Origin of the sequence: Streptomyces sp. NPDC127197, from assembly GCF_042672405.1 — a bacterium.
GTDB lineage: Bacteria > Actinomycetota > Actinomycetes > Streptomycetales > Streptomycetaceae > Streptomyces > Streptomyces flavusporus.
The window spans coordinates 289,200-310,157 of sequence record NZ_JBHXVG010000006.1 but is presented as its reverse complement, the minus strand read 5'-3'; the positions used below and the strand labels follow the sequence as shown (position 1 = coordinate 310,157).

General features: G+C 69.1%; 17 protein-coding genes and 6 tRNA genes. 12 read left to right on the top strand and 11 right to left on the bottom strand.

The window, feature by feature from the left end; genetic code table 11:
* Positions 1–188: 188 nt before the first annotated feature.
* Positions 189–728, bottom strand: coding sequence for a hypothetical protein (locus ACFVJQ_RS12855; protein WP_385783290.1), 540 nt, complete (start codon positions 726–728; stop codon positions 189–191).
* Between the two features lie 75 nt (positions 729–803).
* On the bottom strand, positions 804–1,154 hold the full coding sequence (locus ACFVJQ_RS12850; RefSeq protein WP_385510636.1) for a metallopeptidase family protein: 351 nt from the start codon (positions 1,152–1,154) through the stop codon (positions 804–806).
* Positions 1,155–1,260: 106 nt separating this feature from the next.
* Between ACFVJQ_RS12850 and ACFVJQ_RS12845 the strand changes: the two genes are divergently transcribed.
* The 7 genes from ACFVJQ_RS12845 (at position 1,261) to ACFVJQ_RS12815 (ending at position 7,945) form a co-directional block, all read left to right on the top strand.
* Positions 1,261–2,802, top strand: a complete 1,542-nt coding sequence (locus tag ACFVJQ_RS12845) for a metallophosphoesterase (RefSeq protein ID WP_385783287.1) — start codon at positions 1,261–1,263, stop codon at positions 2,800–2,802.
* An 80-nt stretch (positions 2,803–2,882) separates the two neighbouring features.
* Positions 2,883–2,955 (top strand) — tRNA-Glu (locus ACFVJQ_RS12840).
* Between the two features lie 37 nt (positions 2,956–2,992).
* A tRNA-Asp gene (locus ACFVJQ_RS12835) sits at positions 2,993–3,067 on the top strand.
* 24 nt (positions 3,068–3,091) lie between these two features.
* A tRNA-Phe gene (locus tag ACFVJQ_RS12830) sits at positions 3,092–3,165 on the top strand.
* Between the two features lie 114 nt (positions 3,166–3,279).
* Complete coding sequence (gene hrpA, locus ACFVJQ_RS12825) at positions 3,280–7,263, top strand: ATP-dependent RNA helicase HrpA (protein ID WP_385783285.1); 3,984 nt, start codon at positions 3,280–3,282, stop codon at positions 7,261–7,263.
* Positions 7,264–7,356: 93 nt separating this feature from the next.
* Positions 7,357–7,431, top strand: a tRNA-Asp gene (locus ACFVJQ_RS12820).
* A 313-nt stretch (positions 7,432–7,744) separates the two neighbouring features.
* On the top strand, positions 7,745–7,945 hold the full coding sequence (locus ACFVJQ_RS12815; protein ID WP_129798624.1) for a DUF6274 family protein: 201 nt from the start codon (positions 7,745–7,747) through the stop codon (positions 7,943–7,945).
* 392 nt (positions 7,946–8,337) lie between these two features.
* On the opposite strand, the gene bldC is transcribed toward ACFVJQ_RS12815, so the two are convergent.
* Both bldC and ACFVJQ_RS12805 read right to left on the bottom strand, forming a co-directional pair.
* Entirely contained in the window at positions 8,338–8,544 is a 207-nt protein-coding gene (gene bldC / locus ACFVJQ_RS12810) for a developmental transcriptional regulator BldC (RefSeq protein WP_003949541.1), read from the bottom strand.
* 511 nt (positions 8,545–9,055) lie between these two features.
* Positions 9,056–9,907: a hypothetical protein gene (locus tag ACFVJQ_RS12805; RefSeq protein ID WP_385783281.1), complete on the bottom strand. Its 852-nt coding sequence runs from the start codon at positions 9,905–9,907 to the stop codon at positions 9,056–9,058.
* Positions 9,908–10,130: 223 nt separating this feature from the next.
* Between ACFVJQ_RS12805 and ACFVJQ_RS12800 the strand changes: the two genes are divergently transcribed.
* Together ACFVJQ_RS12800 and ACFVJQ_RS12795 are read left to right on the top strand one after the other, a co-directional pair.
* Complete coding sequence (locus ACFVJQ_RS12800) at positions 10,131–11,231, top strand: Leu/Phe/Val dehydrogenase (RefSeq protein ID WP_385510632.1); 1,101 nt, start codon at positions 10,131–10,133, stop codon at positions 11,229–11,231.
* Between the two features lie 302 nt (positions 11,232–11,533).
* The gene (locus tag ACFVJQ_RS12795) at positions 11,534–11,785 is read left to right on the top strand and encodes a DUF3073 domain-containing protein (protein WP_224739385.1); all 252 of its coding nucleotides are present in this window, start codon (positions 11,534–11,536) and stop codon (positions 11,783–11,785) included.
* A gap of 155 nt (positions 11,786–11,940) precedes the next feature.
* On the opposite strand, the gene purM is transcribed toward ACFVJQ_RS12795, so the two are convergent.
* From purM to purS, 7 genes are all read right to left on the bottom strand, one after another.
* Positions 11,941–13,011: a phosphoribosylformylglycinamidine cyclo-ligase gene (gene purM / locus ACFVJQ_RS12790; protein ID WP_385510631.1), complete on the bottom strand. Its 1,071-nt coding sequence runs from the start codon at positions 13,009–13,011 to the stop codon at positions 11,941–11,943.
* Positions 13,012–13,045: 34 nt separating this feature from the next.
* Positions 13,046–14,572 (bottom strand): amidophosphoribosyltransferase, encoded by a 1,527-nt coding sequence (gene purF, locus ACFVJQ_RS12785; RefSeq protein WP_385510630.1) that lies wholly within the window; start codon positions 14,570–14,572, stop codon positions 13,046–13,048.
* A gap of 61 nt (positions 14,573–14,633) precedes the next feature.
* Positions 14,634–15,437: an META domain-containing protein gene (locus ACFVJQ_RS12780; protein WP_385783276.1), complete on the bottom strand. Its 804-nt coding sequence runs from the start codon at positions 15,435–15,437 to the stop codon at positions 14,634–14,636.
* Positions 15,438–15,483: 46 nt separating this feature from the next.
* On the bottom strand, positions 15,484–16,281 hold the full coding sequence (locus ACFVJQ_RS12775) for a sterol carrier family protein (protein WP_385783273.1): 798 nt from the start codon (positions 16,279–16,281) through the stop codon (positions 15,484–15,486).
* 377 nt (positions 16,282–16,658) lie between these two features.
* A complete protein-coding gene (gene purL, locus ACFVJQ_RS12770) occupies positions 16,659–18,917 on the bottom strand; it encodes a phosphoribosylformylglycinamidine synthase subunit PurL (RefSeq protein WP_385510626.1) in 2,259 nt (752 codons plus the stop codon).
* On the bottom strand, positions 18,914–19,594 hold the full coding sequence (gene purQ / locus ACFVJQ_RS12765; RefSeq protein ID WP_224739379.1) for a phosphoribosylformylglycinamidine synthase subunit PurQ: 681 nt from the start codon (positions 19,592–19,594) through the stop codon (positions 18,914–18,916). The genes purL and purQ overlap by 4 nt, the downstream gene beginning before the upstream one ends.
* Entirely contained in the window at positions 19,591–19,854 is a 264-nt protein-coding gene (purS, locus tag ACFVJQ_RS12760) for a phosphoribosylformylglycinamidine synthase subunit PurS (RefSeq protein ID WP_129798634.1), read from the bottom strand. The genes purQ and purS overlap by 4 nt, the downstream gene beginning before the upstream one ends.
* A gap of 406 nt (positions 19,855–20,260) precedes the next feature.
* On the opposite strand from purS, the gene ACFVJQ_RS12755 reads away from it, so the two are divergent.
* From ACFVJQ_RS12755 to ACFVJQ_RS12745, 3 genes are all read left to right on the top strand, one after another.
* Positions 20,261–20,578, top strand: coding sequence for an Lsr2 family protein (locus ACFVJQ_RS12755; protein WP_129798635.1), 318 nt, complete (start codon positions 20,261–20,263; stop codon positions 20,576–20,578).
* A 145-nt stretch (positions 20,579–20,723) separates the two neighbouring features.
* Positions 20,724–20,795: transfer RNA gene (locus tag ACFVJQ_RS12750), tRNA-Gly, on the top strand.
* 80 nt (positions 20,796–20,875) lie between these two features.
* Positions 20,876–20,951 (top strand) — tRNA-Gly (locus tag ACFVJQ_RS12745).
* The last annotated feature ends 7 nt before the right edge of the window (positions 20,952–20,958 follow it).

Genomic DNA, 20,958 nt, shown 5'->3' with positions numbered 1-20,958 from the left:
CAACTCCGTGATTCGCAATACGACCGCCTCAATGCGGTCCGCCACGGCAAGGGAGAGTACGCGCCACACGGCGCGCTCTGCGTTGGCGCCGGGCAAATGGGATCAAACGATCTACCACCATACGCACCCACCACCCCCCATGGCAAACCGAGCCCATATCCCCAGCCCAGCGGCCCTAGGACCTGTACCTACGCCGGCGCCCCGGCCTCCGGCGCCGGCTCACGGTGCACCAGCTGCGGCCTCGGCTCCTCGTGCGCCGACGACGACGGCTCGGCAACCGTCGGCTCGGGAGACGCCGACGGCTCCGGCGACGGCGGGGGCGGCTCCGGCGCCGGAGTGGTCCGCGTCGGGCTCGGCGGCGCAGGCGTCGGCACGGGACCCCCGGGCCCCACGGTCCGCCCCGGCCCGCCCGGCACCGAAGCCGACGCACTCGCCCCGGGCACGTCCGCCGACCCCGACGGCGAGGCCGACTCCCCCGGCTTCGCCGTGCCGCGCCCCTTCCCGCCCTTGCCGCGCCCGTCCTCGGCCCCGCCCGCGGCCTCTCCGTGCCCGGCGCCACCGTCCGGCCCCACCGACCCCCCGCCGGGCGCCGCACCGCCCCGCTGCCCCGCCGAGTGCGACGGCCTGGCCCGCCCTCCGTCGTCGTCACCCACGCTCATACAGCCGGCGGCAGCAGTGAAGGCCACGACGGTGGCGGCCAGGCGGACGGGTACGAGCAAGGGGCGCACAGGCAGCCACCTCCGGGGAGGGTGAAGGAGTCAACATGCCCAACTCCCGCCGCCCACAAGAGGACACGCGCACGGTCATCCGTATCCCAGGGCGTGCAACCGCGCGTCATCGATCCCGAAATGATGGGCAATCTCATGCACAACAGTGATTTCGGTCTCCGTGACGACGTCCTCCCGCGAGCCGCAGAACCTGAGCGTCGGCCCCCGGTAGATCGTGATCCGGTCCGGCAACACCCCGGCGTACCACTCGCCCCGCTCCGTCAGCGGAGTCCCCTCGTACAGCCCGAGCAACTCGGGATCGTCCACCGGCGGCTCGTCCTCCACGAACACCGCGACGTTGTCCATCAGCCGCGTCAGCTCCGGCGGAATCCGGTCCAGCGCCTCGGCGACCAGTTCCTCGAACTCCTCGCGCGTCATCTCCAGCACAGGCCCATTGTCCGGTACGACACCCCCGTACGAGAGCCGCAGGAGCGCCCCGTTACGACCCGCACGGCCCCGCATATCCACCCCCGGACACGGGCATAGGGGACCAATGGCCCGCGTCCCAGCCGCAGTCCTGAACACGATCACCCGCATACGAAGGCCGCGCCGCCCCCGCCCTCACCCCGCGGTCGAACTCGTCTCCCAGCCCCACAACCCCTGGATCCGCGCCCTCGGTCTGATCACAGTCGTCCTGCTGGGCGCCTGGCTCGGTCTGCTGGTCGTCGGCAACGTGCGCGTCCCGGTCGGCCCGATGGACACGACGATGACCCTGCGCCCGTCCCTCGCCGGCGGCACGAAGATCAACGTCTCCCCGCTGGGCGCCCTCCACCTGGACAGCCACATCGCCCCGGTCCGCCTGGACGTGAACGTCGACCAGCTCGACCCGGACCGCTCCCAGGCCCTCGTCGACCACCCCGAGCGCCTCTCCGGCCTCCAGGACGAGGTCGCCCAGGACGTCGGCCACGGCGCCCTCGACCTGGCGGTGCGCTCCTGCGTGGCCGTGGTCGCGGGCGCCACCGCCCTGGGCCTCGCGGTCTACCGCCGCCCGCGCCGGGCCCTGGCAGCCGGCGGCCTCGCCCTCACCCTGCTCACCGCCTCCGGGGTGACCGCGTACGCCACCTGGAACCCCAAGTCCGTCCTGGAACCGAGGTTCTCCGGCCTGCTCTCCTCCGCCCCCTCCCTGGTCGGCGACGCCCGCAGCATCGTCACCGAATTCGACGTCTACCAGCAGGAGTTGGCCCGCCTGGTGACGAACGTGACAAAGCTCTACGACGCCACCTCCACGCTCCCCGCCTACCAGCCGGCCCCCACCACCATCCGCGTCCTGCACGTCTCCGACATCCATCTGAACCCGGCCAGCTGGAAGATCATCGCCTCGCTGGTGGAGCAGTACGAAGTGAACGTGATCGTGGACTCCGGCGACACGATGGACCACGGCACAGCAGCGGAGAACGGCTTCCTGGACCCCATCGAGGACCTGGGCGCCCCGTACGTCTGGGTCCGCGGCAACCACGACTCCCTGATCACCCAGCGCTACCTCGAAGGCCTCAAGAACGTGCACGTCCTGGACGACGGCCGGGCGACGACCATCGCGGGCCTGCGCTTCGCGGGCATCGGCGACCCACAGTTCACCCCCGACCGCACCAACAAACCCGGAGCCGACGCCTCCCAGGAACTGGCCGGCGCCCGCCTGGCCTCGGCCCTGCGCGACCAGCGGGCCGCCGGCACCCCCGTGGACGTGGCCATCGCCCACGAGCCGCCGGCCGCCCGCCAGACCGACGGCGAGGTCCCCCTGGTCCTGGCCGGCCATGTGCACCACCAGGAAATGGAGGTCATGCGGTACGGCACCCGGCTGCGCATCGAAGGCTCGACAGGCGGCAGCGGCCTGCGCGCGGTGGAGGGCGAGCACCCGGACCCGATCGAGGCGTCGATCCTCTACTTCGACCGGGACACCCGCCGCCTCCAGGCCTGGGACGCGATCAGGCTGGGCGGCCTGGGCCTGACGACGGCGGAGGTCAGCCGCCACCTGGTCGAGGAGAACCAGCCGGGAGCCACCCCGTCTCCGACCCCGTCCCCCACCCCGTCTCCATAAACCGTTTTGGCGATCCCTCCCGCCATCCCATATGCTTCTCACGTCCCCGACGCGCTGAGAAGCGCCCAGGCGGGCCGATAGCCCTCATCGTCTAGCGGCCTAGGACGCCGCCCTTTCAAGGCGGTAGCACGGGTTCGAATCCCGTTGGGGGCACGCAGTACGGTGTGCGACACTGTCGTACGTCACACTTGGTCCTGTGGAGCAGTTTGGAGTGCTCGCCACCCTGTCAAGGTGGAGGCCGCGGGTTCAAATCCCGTCAGGACCGCTGAGGTTTCGTAAGAAGCCTCGTGGCTGGGTAGCTCAGTTGGTACGAGCGTCCGCCTGAAAAGCGGAAGGTCGCCGGTTCGACCCCGGCCCCAGCCACAATCGCCCCGAGGGCAGCAAACCCCCGTCGAGATCATCGACGGGGGTTTCGCGTTGCGGCACCTGCAAAAGCGTTCGCCATGGATTTCCCCGGGATGAGATCCTGGGTCCCGTATGTCTACGCAGCCTGCCCCCGGCGCCCCCGCCCTCGGCACCCTCGCCCCCCGCCTCACCGAGCTCTCGCTGCGCGATGCGCACCGGCTCGGGCGGCGGCTCGAGGGTGCGCGCAAGATCCGCAAGCCGGAGGCCAGTGCCGCCGTCCTCGCCGAGATCGAGGCGGAGGTCGCCAGGGCCGAGGAGCGGATGGCCGGCCGGCGGGCGCGCGTGCCCGCGGTCACCTACCCGCCCCAGCTGCCCGTCAGCCAGAAGAAGGACGAGATCGCCGACGCCATCCGCGACCACCAGGTCGTGATCGTCGCCGGTGAGACCGGGTCCGGCAAGACGACCCAGATCCCGAAGATCTGTCTCGAGCTCGGGCGTGGTGTCCGCGGCATGATCGGGCACACCCAGCCCCGCCGTATCGCCGCCCGTACCGTCGCCGAGCGGGTGGCCGAGGAGCTGGACACTCCGCTCGGTGAGACCGTCGGCTGGAAGGTCCGCTTCACCGACCAGGTGAACCCGGACGCCACCTTCGTCAAGCTCATGACGGACGGCATTCTGCTCGCCGAGATCCAGACCGACCGCGAGCTGCGCGCCTACGACACGATCATCATCGACGAGGCCCACGAGCGGTCCCTCAACATCGACTTCCTGCTCGGATATCTCGCGCAGTTGCTGCCGAAGCGGCCCGATCTCAAGGTCGTCATCACCTCCGCCACCATCGACCCCGAGCGCTTCTCCCGGCACTTCGGCGACGCGCCGATCGTCGAGGTCAGCGGCCGTACGTATCCCGTGGAGGTGCGCTACCGGCCCCTCCTCGAAGAGGACGGCGACGACGCCGACCGCGACCAGATCACCGCGATCACCGATGCGGTCGAGGAGCTCCAGAGGGAGGGCCAGGGCGACATCCTGGTCTTCCTCTCCGGTGAGCGGGAGATCCGGGACACCGCGGACGCCCTCACCAGGAAGCAGTACCGCTTCACCGAGATCCTCCCGCTGTACGCCCGCCTGTCCCACGCCGAGCAGCACCGGGTCTTCCAGCCGCACGCCGGCCGCAGGATCGTTCTGGCGACCAACGTCGCCGAGACGTCCCTCACCGTCCCGGGCATCAAGTACGTCATCGACCCCGGCTTCGCCCGGATCTCCCGCTACAGCCACCGCACCAAGGTCCAGCGGCTGCCCATCGAGCCGGTCTCCCAGGCGAGCGCCAACCAGCGCAAGGGCCGCTGCGGCCGTACGTCCGACGGCATCTGCATCCGGCTGTACAGCGAGGACGACTTCCTTGCGCGGCCGGAGTTCACGGATGCGGAGATCCTCCGTACGAATCTCGCGTCCGTCATCCTCCAGATGACCGCGGCCGGCCTCGGCGACATCGAGAAGTTCCCGTTCATCGACCCGCCGGACCACCGCAACATCCGCGACGGCGTCCACCTCCTGCAGGAGCTGGGCGCGCTCGACCCGGCCCAGAAGGACCCGCGCAAGCGGCTCACCGATACGGGCCGCAAGCTCGCGCAGCTCCCCGTCGACCCGCGTCTGGCCCGCATGGTGCTGGAGGCCGACAAGAACGGCTGTGTCCGCGAGGTCATGGTCATAGCCGCCGCGCTGTCCATCCAGGATCCGCGGGAGCGCCCGGCCGACAAGCAGACCCAGGCCGACCAGTTGCATGCCCGCTTCAAGGACGAGACCAGCGACTTCCTCGCCTACCTCAATCTCTGGCGGTACATCCGCGAGCAGCAGAAGGAGCGCGGCTCGTCCTCGTTCCGCCGGATGTGCAAGCAGGAGTACCTCAACTTCCTGCGCATCCGCGAATGGCAGGACATCTACACCCAGCTGCGCACGGTCGCCAAGCAGATGGGCATCCATGTCAACGAGGACGACGCCCCCGCCGACCGTATCCACGTCTCCCTGCTCGCCGGCCTTCTCTCCCACATCGGGATGAAGGATGTGAAGGAGTCCAAGGACAGCAGGGACTCCGGCGCGCGCAGGGAGCGCAACGAGTACCTCGGCGCCCGTAACGCCAAGTTCGCGATCTTCCCGGGCTCGGCGCTCTTCAAGAAGCCGCCGCGGTTCGTGATGTCCGCCGAGCTGGTGGAGACCTCCCGGCTCTGGGCCCGCGTCAACGCGAAGATCGAGCCGGAGTGGGTCGAGCCGCTCGCCGAGCACCTCCTCAAGCGGACGTACAGCGAACCGCACTGGGAGAAGGACCAGGCCGCGGTGATGGCGTACGAGAAGGTCACGCTGTACGGCGTCCCGATCGTCGCCCAGCGCAAGGTCAACTACGGCCGGATCGACCCGGAAGTCTCCCGCGAGCTCTTCATCCGCAACGCCCTGGTCGAGGGTGACTGGCGCACGCACCACAAGTTCTTCGCCGACAACCGCAAACTCCTCACCGAGGTCGAGGAGTTGGAGCACCGCGCCCGCCGCCGGGACATCCTGGTCGACGACGAGACCCTCTTCGACTTCTACGACCAGCGGATCCCCGAACACGTCGTCTCCGGCGCCCACTTCGACTCGTGGTGGAAGCGCAAGCGGCACGAGCAGCCGGACTTCCTGGACTTCGAGCGCGAGATGCTCATCCGGGAGTCGGCGGAGGCGGTCACCAAGGCGGACTATCCGGACTCCTGGCGGCAGGGCCCGCTGAAGTTCCGGGTCACGTACCAGTTCGAGCCGGGCGCGGACGCCGACGGCGTCACCGTCCACATTCCGCTGCAGGTCCTCAACCAGGTCATGGACGAGGGCTTCGACTGGCAGATCCCGGGCCTGCGGGAGGAAGTGGTCACCGAGCTGATCCGGTCCCTTCCGAAGCCGATCCGCCGTAACTACGTACCAGCGCCGAACTTCGCGAAGCGGTTCCTGGACACGGCCGTCCCTCTCCAGGAACCCCTCACCATCACCATGGCCCGCGAGCTGAAGCGGATGGTCGGCGTCCCCTTCACTGCAGAGGACTTCGACTGGTCGAGGGTCCCCGACCATCTGCGCATCACGTTCCGCATCGTCGACGAGCGCCGCCGCAAGCTGGCGGAGGACAAGGACCTTGAGGCGCTGAAGCTCCGGCTGAAGCCGAAGGCCCGCAAGGCCCTCTCGCAGGCCGCCGCGGCCACGGCCGAGCGTCAGGGCGGCGAGTCCGTCGAGCGCAAGGGCCTGACCGACTGGACGATCGGCACGCTCACCCGCGTCTTCGAGACCCGCCGGGCCGGCCAGCCCGTGAAGGCGTACCCGGCGCTCGTCGACGACGGCGACACGGTCTCCGTACGTCTCTTCGACACGGAGGCGGAGCAGGCCGAGGCCATGTGGAAGGGCACGCGCCGCCTGATCCTGCGGAACATCCCGGTGAACCCGGCGAAATTCGCGTCCGAGAAGCTGACGAACGCCCAGAAGCTTGCCCTCTCCGCCAACCCGCACGGCTCGGTCCAGGCCCTGTTCGACGACTGCGCGACGGCCGCGGCCGACAAGCTGATCGCGGACTTCGGCGGGCCGGCGTGGGACGAGGAGTCGTACCGGAAGCTGTACGACAGGGTGCGTGCCGAGATCGTCGACACGACGGTCCGTACAGTCGGGCAGGTGCAGCAGGTCCTGGCCGCCTGGCAGGCCTGTGAGCGCCGCCTGAAGGCCGTACGCAGCCCCGCGCTCCTGGCGAACCTCCAGGACGTACGGGGGCAGCTGGACGCCCTTGTGAAGCCCGGCTTCGTGACGGAGGCGGGGCTGCGGCGCCTGCCGGACCTGATGCGCTACCTGGTCGCCGCGGACCGCCGGCTGCAGCAGATGCCGGCGAACGTCCAGCGGGACACCACGCGCATGGAGAAGGTCAAGGAGATGCAGGACGAGTACGCCTGGCTCCTCGAGCAGATGCCACAGGGGCGCCCGGTCCCGTCCTCGGTGCTGGACATCCGCTGGATGATCGAGGAACTCCGCGTCAGCTACTTCGCGCACGCCCTCGGCACGGCGTACCCGGTCTCCGACAAGCGCATCGTGAAGGCGATCGACGCGGCGGCCCCGTAACGGAGCAGCCACCCAGGGTGAGTTCGACCAGGACCCCGCCCTCCTGTACAGTTTCTTCTCGCAGCGCAACGCAACAAACGCGCAGCGAAACCTGGTCCTGTGGAGCAGTTTGGAGTGCTCGCCACCCTGTCAAGGTGGAGGCCGCGGGTTCAAATCCCGTCAGGACCGCAGCAAACGATTGAGGCCCGCATCCCGCAAGGGACTGCGGGCCTTGCTCATGCCCCGGCGCACGCATCCGGCGCCGGTCGGCGAAATCTCAGCCCGTCTGGGGGTGCCCCCTCTGGGGGGAGTTCGAGGACGAGGCCCGTTCAGGGCCGAAGCGGGGGGTCTGGGGGCCGCAGGTCCCCAGGGGGCGGTCACCGCAGTGCCGGGTGCCACGAAGCGCCGCTACCGGCGGAGCTCCTCGCCGCCTTGACGGCGTCACATTCGCTCGGTACTCAGAAACCAGGGCAGCGTTCCCGTACGACCCCGGAGGTGGCGTATGGCGGCATCGGTCAGGCACGAGACGCGGGCGTTGCTCCGCGCGCATCTGTCGGCCGCGTCGTCGTATCGGCATCTGACCCGGCACTGCCCGATCTGCCACCAGCTCCTGCGGCTCGCCATGGCCTCCGCGCCGCGGGCGACGGACGTACCGGAGGAGAGCGCCGAGGACGAGCGCCCCTCGAGCGCCTCCGTCACATGACCAACTCCCCTATCGCACAGGGGTCAGAGGCAACAAGCACCCTGTCATGTGACGGGTGTCACCGCATGAGTTTCTGAAACCGCGGTACTTACCCGTCCCCTACAACTGTTCAATTTAATATGTGCAATTGCACTACCAGGGAGGGTGCCCGCACAGCAGCTCCGACACCCCTCTCCAGACTCCGACAAGGCGGCCCACAGGGTCGACCTCCGGCGCACAAAAAGATCGCGCTGGACCCGGCGGAGTCCAGCGCGATCGACGACGCACCCTGTCAGTTGCCTGAAGACCTTGGGCGTGAACCCTGTTGGGGCAGGATCCGCGTCGGTTGGAGCTTGGTTCGGACGCCGCGGCTGGTTGGGGGAACCGGCCGGTTTGCCCGGTTATTCAGTTGTTCAGGCCTCGCTGCGCTGCTGCGGGATGCCCGCGAGCAGTGCGCGGACCTCGGCCTCGCGGTAGCGGCGGTGTCCGCCGAGCGTACGGATGGAAGTGAGCTTGCCGGCCTTCGCCCACCGCGTGACCGTCTTCGGGTCGACGCGGAACATCGTGGCGACCTCAGCCGGGGTCAGCAGCGGCTCGGCATCAGGGGTGCGAGCGGTCATGAGCGGCCTCCTCGGGAGAACCGAACCTTCTCGGTTCTTTCCTCTAAATTCTGCACCTTGACCCGCGTTGCCCGAAATGGCGGACGCGAGTCGAGTCGGTTATAGGACGAACGGCTTGTCCTCGGCACTACAACTACACCATCTGTCCAGCCGCGTCGGCCAAACCGATGGAATTGCCCTCCCAGGTGTTCATCAGCGACGGAAGCCGATGGACCATGCCATAGCGGACAGTCACGCCACTGTGACGATCAGTCACAGTGGCGATCCGGAGTCACCAGACCCACCAAAGCGTGCAATGCTGAGATTCCGCCCATAGTTGAGCACATGGGACGGAGGGAGCCTTCCCCGGACTCCTTGTCCTATTTTGGCATGAGGGGGGCGAAGGGACGCAAGGGACGTGTAAGTGCGTTCCGTCACGCTTGCCGCCTGCATCACAGGCTTGACGCAAACGCCCAGATCGCGCTCTAGGTCCGTTGTTGAGGCCCCGTAAGGTGCGTCACAGCACAGTACGTCAGTTCGCCGAACGCAGGTCGCGCACCGACCGCCAGCGCTCCACGAGCCGGCCGTACGCCTCGCCCGCCGCGGCCCCGTCGCCGTTGCGCAGCGCCTCGATCCCCTCGGCCACGTCGGCCGCCGAGTGATCGCCCTCCAGCTCGCCGGCCGGCAGGGCGTGCACCAGCCCGCCGTAGTCCAGCTCCACGAGGGAGCGCGGATGGAACTCCTCCAGCCAGCGTCCGACGTCCACAAGACCGTCGATGAGCGGTCCCTCGTCCATGGCGTTCCTGAGGGTGCGCAGGGCGCGGGCCACCCGGCGCCGGGCCTGCACCATGGGCGTGCGGTAGCGCAGCACCGGCGCGGAGTCCTCCGTGCCCCCGGCGCCCTTGTCGTACTGCCGCTCCTCGTCCGAGACCAGGACGAACCAGGTCAGCGGCACCTGCCAGGTCGCGGTGCGGATCCAGGGGCGGGCGTCCGGGTTGAGGGCGAGCCAGCGCTCGTAGTCCTGGGCGGCCTGGTGGCGGACCAGCGGAGGCAGGACGGCGTCCAACAGGGGCGGCGGGAACTCCTCGGCGAGATCACCCAGGGCCTGCCAGCCGCGCAGCCGGGTGCGCCAGGGGCAGACGTGGACCACCCCGTCGGCCTCCAGCACGAAGGCGTCGCGGCTCTCGTGCACCGGCACCGGAACAGGCGGGGTGGGCAGCAAGTCGGCCAGGGAGCGGCGGAGTTCGTCCTGATAGGAAGGGCGGTCGGGACGGTGGGCGTAGCGGGCCCACTGGCCGCGCTCCGGCTCCGGGAAGGCGGCCAGCGGCTCGTACACGCGCAGGTACGCCGCATACGGGACGATCACCGAGGACACCTTGGGCACGCCTGCTCCCTCCCCCGCCGGCTGCCGGGGAAAACTGCGGAACCCGCCCACAAACGCGCGGGAAAACTATGCAAATCGTCGCACGGACGTACTCCGTCCGGAGGTGATCCTGAGCACTGCACGGTCGGCGGGGTCACGAGGCTCTAATCTCATGCTCACAGGCCCCCGCCACCACCACGGGAGCCCCCGTCAATCGCCGCTACTTACATCAGGAGTCACCACCGTGACCGACGTAACCGGCGCACCTGCTGATGTACTGCACACCCTGTTCCACTCGGATCAGGGGGGTCATGAGCAAGTCGTGCTCTGTCAGGACCGCGCGAGCGGCCTCAAGGCCGTCATCGCCATCCACTCCACCGCCCTGGGCCCCGCGCTCGGCGGTACCCGCTTCTACCCGTACCGGAACGAGGCGGAGGCCGTCGCCGACGCGCTGAACCTCGCCCGCGGGATGTCGTACAAGAACGCCATGGCCGGGCTCGACCACGGCGGCGGCAAGGCCGTGATCATCGGTGACCCCGAGCGGATCAAGACCGAGGAGCTGCTGCTCGCCTACGGCCGGTTCGTGGCCTCGCTGGGCGGTCGGTACGTCACGGCCTGTGACGTCGGTACGTATGTCGCCGACATGGACGTCGTCGCACGCGAGTGCCGCTGGACGACCGGGCGCTCGCCGGAGAACGGCGGCGCGGGCGACTCCTCCGTGCTCACCGCGTTCGGCGTCTACCAGGGCATGCGGGCGTCCGCCCAGCATCTGTGGGGCGACCCGTCGCTGCGCGGCCGCCGGGTGGGGATCGCCGGCGTCGGCAAGGTCGGCCACCACCTGGTGGAACACCTGCTGGCGGAGGGCGCCGAAGTCTTCGTCACGGATGTGCGCGAGGAGGCCGTACGGCGGGTCACCGAGCGGCATCCGAACGTGCTGGCCGTCGCCGACACCGATGCGCTGATCCGGATCGACGGGCTCGACATCTACGCTCCCTGCGCGCTCGGCGGGGCGCTGAACGACGACTCCGTGCCGGTGCTGACCGCCAGGGTGGTCTGCGGCGCGGCCAACAACCAGCTCGCCCACCCGGGCGTGGAGAAGGACATCGCCGACCGCGGGATCCTCTACGCGCCCGACTACGTGGTCAACGCCGGCGGCGTCATCCAGGTCGCCGACGAGCTGCACGGCTTCGACTTCGACCGGTGCAAGGCGAAGGCCGCGCAGATCTACGACACCACGCTGGCCATATTCGCACGTGCGAAGGCGGATGGTATTCCGCCGGCCGCCGCGGCCGACCGGATCGCGGAGCAGCGGATGCATGACGGCGCCGCGTTGCGGGGATGGTGACGTTCGGCGCGGGCGGCTGACAGGTTTGGGCGGTACCTGCCGGTGGGCACTTGGAGAGAACTCTCACTTCGACCGGCGGGTCGTCCGCCAATAAGTGGTTAAAATCGCCACTGACCAGCGAGGACGGGGCTCCTCGAAGGTGCTGTGCACACGCCCTTCCTGCGGGCGACGTACCGTATGGGCGCGGGCTCAGGTACCGTGGAAGCCCTACGGACCGGCCTCTCCACGGAGAGTCCGTTCCGGATCATGAACGCGTGTCAGACTCTGGGGCCGTCGAGCCCCGTCGTTGAGGGGGTCGAGCCATGGGGCGCGGCCGGGCCAAGGCCAAGCAGACGAAGGTCGCCCGCCAGCTGAAGTACAACAGCGGTGGGACTGACCTCTCACGCCTGGCTGAAGAGCTGGGCGCATCGACGTCGAACCAGTCGCCGAACGGCGACCGCTTCGAGGACGATGAGCAGGACGACGACCTGTATTCGCGGTACGCCGACCTCTATGAGGACGACGACGAGGAAGACGAGGACGACCAGTCCTCGCAGCATCGTCGCGGCGCGTGACGCCTGCAGCGGCTTAGCCGTGCCTTACCCGGTCCGGGGCTTCGAGCGCCGGACCGGGTTTCGTGCTGCCGCCTCAGGGCTCCGCCCCGGATCCGCTCCTCGAACTCCCCCCACTCTCGACTGCGCTCGAGCAGGGGGATCCCAAGGGGTTCCGTTTACGCGTAGTCACCCACGAGGGCGGCACCGGTCGTGTGCTCACCCCGGTCCGTGATCTCGCCGGCGACCCACGCGTCCACCCCGCGGTCGGCCAGCGTCGCCAGCGCCACCTCGGTGGATTCCTCCGGCACGATCGCGATCATGCCGACGCCCATGTTCAGGGTCTTCTCCAGCTCCAGGCGCTCGACGTCACCGGTCCGGCCGACCAGGTCGAAGACCGGGGCCGGAGTCCAGGTGGAGCGGTCGACGATCGCGTGCAGCCCGTCGGGGATGACCCGGGCCAGGTTGGCCGCGAGTCCGCCGCCGGTGATGTGGCTGAAGGCGTGCACCTCGGTGGTGCGGGTCAGGGCCAGGCAGTCCAGGGAGTAGATCTTCGTCGGCTCCAGCAGCTCCTCACCGAGGGTGCGGCCGAGCTCGGCGATCTCCGATTCCAGGGTCAGGCCCGCCCGGTCCAGCAGAACGTGCCGGACCAGTGAGTACCCGTTCGAGTGAAGACCGGAGGACGCCATGGCGATGACGGCGTCACCCGTACGGATACGATCCGGGCCGAGCAGCCGGTCGGCCTCCACGACGCCCGTACCGGCACCGGCGACGTCGAAGTCGTCCTCGCCCAGCAGACCCGGGTGCTCGGCCGTCTCACCGCCGACCAGGGCGCAGCCCGCCAGCACACAGCCCTCGGCGATGCCCTTCACGATGGCGGCCACCCGCTCGGGGTGGACCTTGCCGACGCAGATGTAGTCGGTCATGAACAGCGGCTCGGCGCCGCACACCACGATGTCGTCCATGACCATCGCGACCAGGTCGTGGCCGATCGTGTCGTAGACGCCCAGCCGGCGGGCGATGTCGACCTTGGTACCGACGCCGTCCGTGGCGGAGGCGAGCAGGGGACGCTCGTAGCGCTTGAGGGCGGAGGCGTCGAAGAGGCCGGCGAAGCCGCCGAGGCCGCCGAGGACCTCGGGGCGCTGCGTCTTCTTCACCCACTCCTTCATCAGCTCGACCGCGCGGTCGCCCGCCTCGATGTCGACACCGGCAGCCGCGTAGGAAGCACCGGGCACAGCAGTCTCAGACATTGCCTGGGATCTTTCGGGTTGGTTTCTACGGGGCTTACGGGCGACGGATCGCGTCGACGGCAGCCGGGGCGGCCGTACCGGCCGCGAGCTCGGTCTCCAGGAGCTGCTTGCCGAGCAGCTCGGGGTCCGGGAGCTCCATCGGGTACTCGCCGTCGAAGCAGGCGCGGCACAGGTTCGGCTTGGCGATGGTGGTCGCCTCGATCATGCCCTCGAGGGAGATGTACGCCAGGGAGTCGGCGCCGAGAGAGGTGCCGATCTCCTCGGTGGTCATGCCGTTGGCGATGAGCTCGGCGCGGGTGGCGAAGTCGATGCCGAAGAAGCAGGGCCACTTCACGGGCGGGGAGGAGATCCGGATGTGGACCTCGGCCGCGCCGGCCTCGCGCAGCATGCGGACCAGGGCCCGCTGGGTGTTGCCGCGGACGATCGAGTCGTCGACGACGACCAGGCGCTTGCCCTTGATGACTTCCTTGAGCGGGTTCAGCTTCAGACGGATGCCGAGCTGGCGGATCGTCTGCGAGGGCTGGATGAACGTACGGCCGACGTACGCGTTCTTGACCAGACCCGCGCCGAACGGGATGCCGCTCGCCTCCGCGTAACCGATGGCCGCCGGGGTGCCGGACTCCGGGGTCGCTATGACGAGGTCGGCCTCGACGGGGGCCTCCTTCGCCAGGCGGCGGCCCATCTCGACGCGGGAGAGGTAGACGTTCCGGCCGGCGATGTCGGTGTCCGGGCGGGCCAGGTACACATACTCGAAGACACAGCCCTTGGGCTTCGCGTCCGCGAATCGCGAAGTGCGCAGGCCCTGCTCGTCGATGGCGATGAACTCGCCGGGCTCCACCTCGCGCACGAAACTGGCGCCGACGATGTCGAGAGCGGCGGTTTCGGAGGCCACGACCCAGCCGCGCTCCAGGCGGCCCAGGACGAGGGGGCGGATGCCCTGCGGGTCGCGGGCGGCGTACAGGGTGTGCTCGTCCATGAAGGCAAGGCTGAAGGCGCCCCTGACCTGCGGCAGGACGACGGGGGCCGCCTCCTCGACGGTCAGCGGCTTGCCGTCGGCGTCGACCTGGGCGGCGAGCAGGGCCGTCAGGAGGTCGGTGTCGTTGGTCGCCGCGACCCGGGTGGTGCGGCCGTCCTGCTTGGGCAGGTCGGCGACCATCTCGGCGAGCTGGGCGGTGTTGACCAGGTTGCCGTTGTGGCCGAGCGCGATGGATCCGTGCGCGGTGGCGCGGAACGTCGGCTGGGCGTTCTCCCACACCGAGGCGCCGGTGGTCGAGTAGCGGGCGTGACCGACCGCGATGTGACCCTGGAGGGAACCGAGAGAGGTCTCGTCGAAGACCTGGGAGACCAGTCCCATGTCCTTGAAGACGAGGATCTGGGAGCCGTTGCTGACCGCGATTCCCGCGGATTCCTGGCCCCGATGCTGGAGGGCGTAGAGCCCGAAGTACGTGAGCTTTGCGACCTCTTCACCCGGAGCCCAGACACCGAAGACGCCACACGCGTCCTGGGGGCCTTTTTCGCCGGGAAGCAGATCGTGATTGAGTCGACCGTCACCACGTGGCACGGCTCCGAGTGTAGGCGAGATCGACCACTGGTCCGAATTGGGGATACTCGGCGGTAACCGGTCACTTCCCGGCCGTCGCGGTCACTGACTCGCCGTTTTCGCTGGTCAGCGTGAGGGTGCGGTGCTCCAGGCGGTAGCTGACCGTGCCGTCGAAGAGGCGCAGGAGGCGCTTTTCCGTATCCATGAGTGAGGCTTCGCACATCATGCGCGTGGTGGATGCGGTGCCCAGGGTGATCCGCCCGTCGCGCACGGTGGCCTCGGCGTTGACCTTGTTGCAGGCGAGGCGACCGCTGACCTTGCCGGGCTTCTCCTCGAAGGTGAGGTACGCCCTGCCCTCGGCGCTCTTCGGGAGGGACTCGGCCACCTCGCCCTCGCCCAGTGCCGTCACCGTCCACTTCGTGCCGTACAGCGGGGCGTCCTGCTCCTCGGTCAGGCGGACGGTGTCGCCGGCGCCGGTGGTGAGGGTGAGGCGGTCGCCACTGACCTCGGTCTTCAGCGGGCCGTCGGCGAGGGTGCGGGCGAGGTTCTCCTCGAAGGTCATGGGGGCGTCCTCGCAGGCCATCTCGGTCACCGTGGCGTCGCTGAGCCGGATGCGGTCGCCGTCGAAGGCGGCCCGGGCGCTGAAGTGGTTGCAGCCGTAGTTGCCCTGGGCCTTGCCGCTGTCGTCGATGGTGACGTGTGCGTCGGTGGGGGCGTCGTGCTCCTTGCCGTCGACGGTGAGGCTGTCGACGGTCCAGTGCACGCCGGTGACGGGCTTCTGGGCGGCGGCCGACGTGCTGCCCGCCTGTTCACTGCCGCAGGCCGCGGCGAGGGGGACGAGGGCGAGGGCGGCCGTGAGGGTGATGCGCTGCTTCTGCCTGTACATGCCGATTCGACGGGGCGGGTGGGGTGATTGGTTCCCGGTTTTCCGGCTACGACATCAGCGGAAGGAACTCCCCCAGATCCGCCCGCTCCCCGCTCGCGCTCACCTTCGCCTCGCGGACGGCCTCGGTCCACTCCATCCGCCCGGTGGCGAGCCGGAGCCAGGTCAGCGGGTCGGTCTCGACGACGTTGGGCGGCGTGCCGCGGGTGTGCCGGGGACCTTCGACGCACTGCACGACGGCGTAGGGCGGGATCCGCACCTCGGTCGCCCCGCCGGGTGCCTTCGCGGCGAGCGCGTCGGCGAGCAGCCGGGTGGCGGCGGCGAGGGCCTGGCGGTCGTAGGGGATGTCGAGGCCGGGGACGGCCACGTTCAGGTCGTCGGTGTGGACGACGAGTTCCACGGTGCGGGTGACGACGTAGTCGGCCAGCGGGAGGGCGCCCGCGCTGGTGGGGAGCAGCCGGGTGCCGGGGTGCGCGGCGAGGTCGGCGGTGAAGCACTGCTCGATGCCGGCGAGGTGGGCGTCCAGATCAGGATGCTGTTCGGCCAGGTGACGGGCGGTGTCGGCGATGCCCGGGGCGTCGGCGGCGATCGTGAACGGCCAGTCGAGCAGCCGCGCGTCCTGCCGCGCCGGCTCGGGCTCCCGCAGCAGTCGGCTCACTGCGGCGAGGGCCATCCCGGTGTGCGCGATCAACTCCCGTACGGTCCAGTCACCGAGGCGGGTAGGGAGGGCCAGCTGCTCGGGGGTGAGGCTGCGAACGGCCTCCCGTACGTTGCCGAACTGGGCGAGCACGGCTGCGCGGGTCTTGGCGGGGTCGTAGCTGCGGGGGCGCTTCTTGGCCGGGGGCATGGTCGGAGCCTAGTGCCGCGGCAGGCAACGTTTGCCCGTCAAGGAGCGGCGTCCGGTGCGTGCTCTGGGGGTCCCTCGGCCGGAGGCTGGGGGAGTGCCGGCCGGAAGTCCTCGTACTGGATGTACTTGGGCTTTCGGCCGGTGCGGCGAGTGGGGGTACCTCCCACGCCCTTGAGGCAGTGGGGGAGCGTGCCGGGCGTCGCGACGGGGCGAACGTTGTCTGTCGCGGCACTAGTTCTTCCCTCGGAACCGCTCCCCCGTACCTCGCTCCCCACGCATCGCCAGGTTTTGCTGAAGCCACCAGCAGCCACTGACCGTGCGGACACCAGAAGGCCCCGCCCGGCAACCGGACAGGGCCTTCGAGGTTGTGCGAGTGGTTACGCCAGCAGCGCCGGAATCGTTCCCTCGTGGGCCTCGCGGAGCTCCGTAAGGGAGAGCGCGAACTCGCCCTGGACGTCCACCGCGTCGCCGTCGACGACACCGATGCGGGTGGCCGGGAGGCCGCGGGCGCCGCACATGTCGTTGAAGCGGACCTCCTCCGAGCGCGGGACGGCGACGATCGCGCGGCCGGCCGACTCGGAGAAGAGGAAGGTGAACGCGTCCAGACCGTCCGGGACGACCAGACGGGCACCCTTGCCGCCGAGCAGCGCCGACTCGACCACGGCCTGGACGAGACCGCCGTCGGACAGGTCGTGCGCGGAGTCGATCATTCCGTCGCGGGAGGCGGAGATCAGGATCTCGGCGAGCAGGCGCTCACGCTCCAGATCGACCTCGGGCGGCAGACCACCGAGGTGGTCGTGGACGACCTGGGACCAGGCCGAGCCGCCGAACTCCTCACGCGTGTCGCCGAGGAGGTACAGCAGCTGCCCCTCCTCCTGGAAACCGACCGGCGTACGACGAGCGACGTCGTCGATCACGCCGAGGACGGCGACGACCGGGGTCGGGTGGATGGCCGCCTCGCCCGTCTGGTTGTAGAGCGAGACATTGCCGCCGGTCACGGGCGTGCCCAGCTGCTGACAGGCGTCCGCCAGGCCCCGTACCGCCTCCGCGAACTGCCACATCACCGCCGGGTCCTCGGGCGAGCCGAAGTTCAGGCAGTCGGAGACGGCCAGCGGCTTCGCGCCGGTCGTCGCCACGTTCCGGTAGGCCTCTGCGAGGGCCAGCTGGGCGCCCTTGTACGGGTCCAGCTTGGCGTACCGGCCGTTGCCGTCCGTCGCGATGGCGACGCCGAGGCCGGTCTCCTCGTCGATGCGGATCATGCCGGAGTCCTCGGGCTGGGCGAGGACGGTGTTGCCCTGCACGAAGTGGTCGTACTGCGAGGTGATCCACTTCTTGGAGGCCTGGTTCGGGGACCCGACCAGCTTCAGGACCTGGTCCTTCAGCTCCTGCGAGGTCTCCGGCCGCGGGAGCTTGCCCGCGTCGTCGGCCTGGAGGGCGTCCTGCCAGGACGGGCGGGCGTACGGACGCTCGTATGTCGGGCCCTCGTGGGCGACCGTCCGCGGGTCCACGTCGACGATCTTCTCGCCGTGCCAGAAGATCTCGAGGCGGTCGCCGTCGGTCACCTCACCGATGACCGTGGCGATGACGTCCCACTTCTCGCAGATCTCGAGGAAGCGGTCGACCTTGCCCGGCTCGACGACCGCGCACATGCGTTCCTGCGACTCGCTCATGAGGATCTCCTCGGGCGAGAGCGTGGAGTCGCGCAGCGGTACGTCGTCGAGGACGACCGTCATGCCGCCGGAGCCGTTGGAGGCGAGTTCGCTGGTCGCGCAGGACAGACCGGCCGCGCCCAGGTCCTGGATGCCGACGACCAGCTTCTCCCGGAACGCCTCCAGGGTGCACTCGATGAGGAGCTTCTCCTGGAAGGGGTCGCCGACCTGGACGGCGGGGCGCTTGGAGGGCTTGGCGTCGTCGAAGGTCTCGGAGGCGAGGATCGACGCGCCGCCGATGCCGTCGCCGCCCGTACGAGCGCCGTACAGGATGACCTTGTTGCCCGCGCCGGACGCCTTCGCGAGGTGGATGTCCTCGTGCCGCATGACGCCGATGCAGCCGGCGTTGACCAGCGGGTTGCCCTGGTAGCAGGGGTCGAAGACGACCTCGCCGCCGATGTTGGGCAGGCCCAGACAGTTGCCGTAGCCGCCGATACCGGCGACGACGCCCGGGAGGACGCGCTTGGTGTCGGGGTGGTCGGCCGCGCCGAAGCGCAGGGGGTCCACGACGGCGACCGGGCGCGCGCCCATCGCGATGATGTCGCGGACGATGCCGCCGACGCCCGTCGCGGCGCCCTGGTAGGGCTCCACGTACGACGGGTGGTTGTGCGACTCGACCTTGAAGGTGACCGCATAGCCCTGGCCCACGTCGACGACACCGGCGTTCTCGCCGATGCCGACGAGGAGGGCGTCGGACTGGGGGGCCTTCTCGCCGAACTGACGGAGGTGGACCTTGGAGGACTTGTAGCTGCAGTGCTCGGACCACATCACCGAGTACATGGCGAGTTCGGCACCGGTCGGGCGGCGGCCGAGGATTTCCACGACCCGCTCGTACTCGTCCTTCTTCAGGCCGAGTTCGGCCCAGGGCAGCGCGACGTCGGGGGTCGCGGCCGCGTGCTCGACCGTGTCCAGAGGCGTCCTGCTCATGCGTTGACCAGCTTCTTGAGGATCGAGGTGAAGAAGGGGAGACCGTCGGTGCGGCCGGTGCCGACGAGCGGCTCGACGGCGTGCTCCGGGTGCGGCATCAGGCCTACGACGTTGCCGGCCTCGTTGGTGATGCCGGCGATGTCCCGAAGGGAACCGTTCGGGTTGAAGTCCAGGTAGCGGAAGACGACCCGGCCCTCCGCCTCCAGCTGGTCGAGCGTGTACGAGTCGGCGACGTACCGCCCGTCCATGTTCTTCAGCGGGATGTGGATCTCCTGGCCGGCCGTGTAGTCGCTGGTCCAGGCGGTGTCCGCGTGCTCCACCCGCAGCTTCTGGTCACGGCAGATGAAGTGCAGATGGTCGTTGCCGAGCATCGCGCCGGGCAGCAGATGGGCCTCGGTGAGAACCTGGAAGCCGTTGCAGATGCCGAGGACCGGAAGTCCGGCCTTCGCCTGCTCGATGACGGTCTCCATCACCGGCGAGAAACGGGAGATGGCCCCGGCGCGCAGATAGTCGCCGTAGGAGAAACCGCCGGGCAGCACCACGGCGTCGACCTGCTTCAGGTCCTTGTCCTTGTGCCAGAGAGCAACAGGCTCGGCGCCCGCGAGCCGGATCGCACGCTGTGTGTCCCGGTCGTCCAGGCTGCCCGGAAAAGTGACGACGCCAATACGTGCGGTCACTTCGCGGCCCCCGCGACTTCCTCCACCTTGACGGTGAAGTCCTCGATCACGGTGTTGGCGAGGAAGGATTCCGCAAGCTCGTGGATGCGGGCGAGCGCGGCCTCGTCGACCGGCCCCTCAACTTCCAGTTCGAATCGCTTTCCCTGACGTACGTCCGAGATCCCGTCGAAACCCAGCCGCGGCAGTGCGCGCTGCACCGCCTGGCCCTGGGGGTCGAGGATCTCCGGCTTGAGCATGACGTCGACTACGACGCGTGCCACTGGCACTCCCGGTGTGTGGTGCTGAGCAGGTTCCTTCAGACTACCCGCACAAAATTTCTACGCGGGTAGAGTTGTAGGAAGCTACGGGCTGATCATCACGATCCGGCATCGGAGCGACCCGTTCACGAAAAGTTCCGGGAAAGATCCAGGATCCGCACGCGAGGGCTATTGCGCCCACCCGCCTCCCCCCACCACCCTCAATCGAAGTCGTTGCACTCCCCCCTTGAATCCTGGACACGCGGGGAGATTTACTCCGGCTTCACATTGCTTTGCCGAGCACTGTACAAATGAATTGGCAATAGCCGATACTTTCCCCGATAACTGGCCGACAGCCGACATCTCCGCGGCATCTCCATGACGTCCTGGCACGTCATCACCGAGGTGCCGCACGAAGGGACCGATATTCGTGGCGCAGCGTGTCGTAGTCACTCTCTTTGACGACATCGACGGCTCGGAAGCGGCGGAAACGATCGCCTTCGGACTCGACGGCAAGTCGTACGAGATCGACCTGAACGAAACCAATGCCAAGAAACTGCGTAAGGCGCTCGAGCCGTACGTGGAGGCCGGCCGCAAGCGGTCGAAGTCGGGCAAGGCCTATCGGCAGACGGAGGTCGCCCCGGACCCGGCGGCCGTTCGGGCCTGGGCGCAGGCCAACAAGATGGACGTACCCGCGCGGGGCCGGATCCCGAAGAAGGTCTACGAGGCGTTCGCCGCGGCCCGGTAAGCCCGCACCGTGGAGCTGGACGGACTCCGGGCTCGGTCGCTCACGCACCCCCCGCAGGAGCCGACTTGCGCAGCACCCCTGGTGATCAGCTAGAGTCTGGAGCACGCCGAGGGGCGAGGCGGAAAAGCCCAGCCCACGGAGTCATGCGGGTGTAGTTCAGTAGTAGAACATCCCCCTTCCAGGGGGAAGGCGCAGTGTGCGATCCCTGTCACCCGCTCTGCATCGCCCTCCCGACCACTCAGGTGGATCAGGTAGGCTGGTGCTCGCACCGATCGGTGAAAGCCGGTCGGGAGCAATGCGGACGTAGCTCAGTTGGTAGAGCGCAACCTTGCCAAGGTTGAGGTCGCGAGTTCGAGCCTCGTCGTCCGCTCCAGTCACAA

Excerpts from the sequence above, each read along its gene's own strand:
- ACFVJQ_RS12775 (WP_385783273.1), bottom strand. The coding sequence starts at position 16,281 with ATGCCCCCGGCCAAGAAGCGCCCCCGCAGCTACGACCCCGCCAAGACC.
- ACFVJQ_RS12780 (WP_385783276.1), bottom strand. The coding sequence starts at position 15,437 with ATGTACAGGCAGAAGCAGCGCATCACCCTCACGGCCGCCCTCGCCCTC.
- purL (WP_385510626.1), bottom strand. The coding sequence starts at position 18,917 with ATGAGCAGGACGCCTCTGGACACGGTCGAGCACGCGGCCGCGACCCCC.
- bldC (WP_003949541.1), bottom strand. The coding sequence starts at position 8,544 with ATGACCGCTCGCACCCCTGATGCCGAGCCGCTGCTGACCCCGGCTGAG.
- hrpA (WP_385783285.1), top strand. The coding sequence starts at position 3,280 with ATGTCTACGCAGCCTGCCCCCGGCGCCCCCGCCCTCGGCACCCTCGCC.
- purM (WP_385510631.1), bottom strand. The coding sequence starts at position 13,011 with ATGTCTGAGACTGCTGTGCCCGGTGCTTCCTACGCGGCTGCCGGTGTC.
- ACFVJQ_RS12815 (WP_129798624.1), top strand. The coding sequence starts at position 7,745 with ATGGCGGCATCGGTCAGGCACGAGACGCGGGCGTTGCTCCGCGCGCAT.
- ACFVJQ_RS12795 (WP_224739385.1), top strand. The coding sequence starts at position 11,534 with ATGGGGCGCGGCCGGGCCAAGGCCAAGCAGACGAAGGTCGCCCGCCAG.
- ACFVJQ_RS12845 (WP_385783287.1), top strand. The coding sequence starts at position 1,261 with ATGGCCCGCGTCCCAGCCGCAGTCCTGAACACGATCACCCGCATACGA.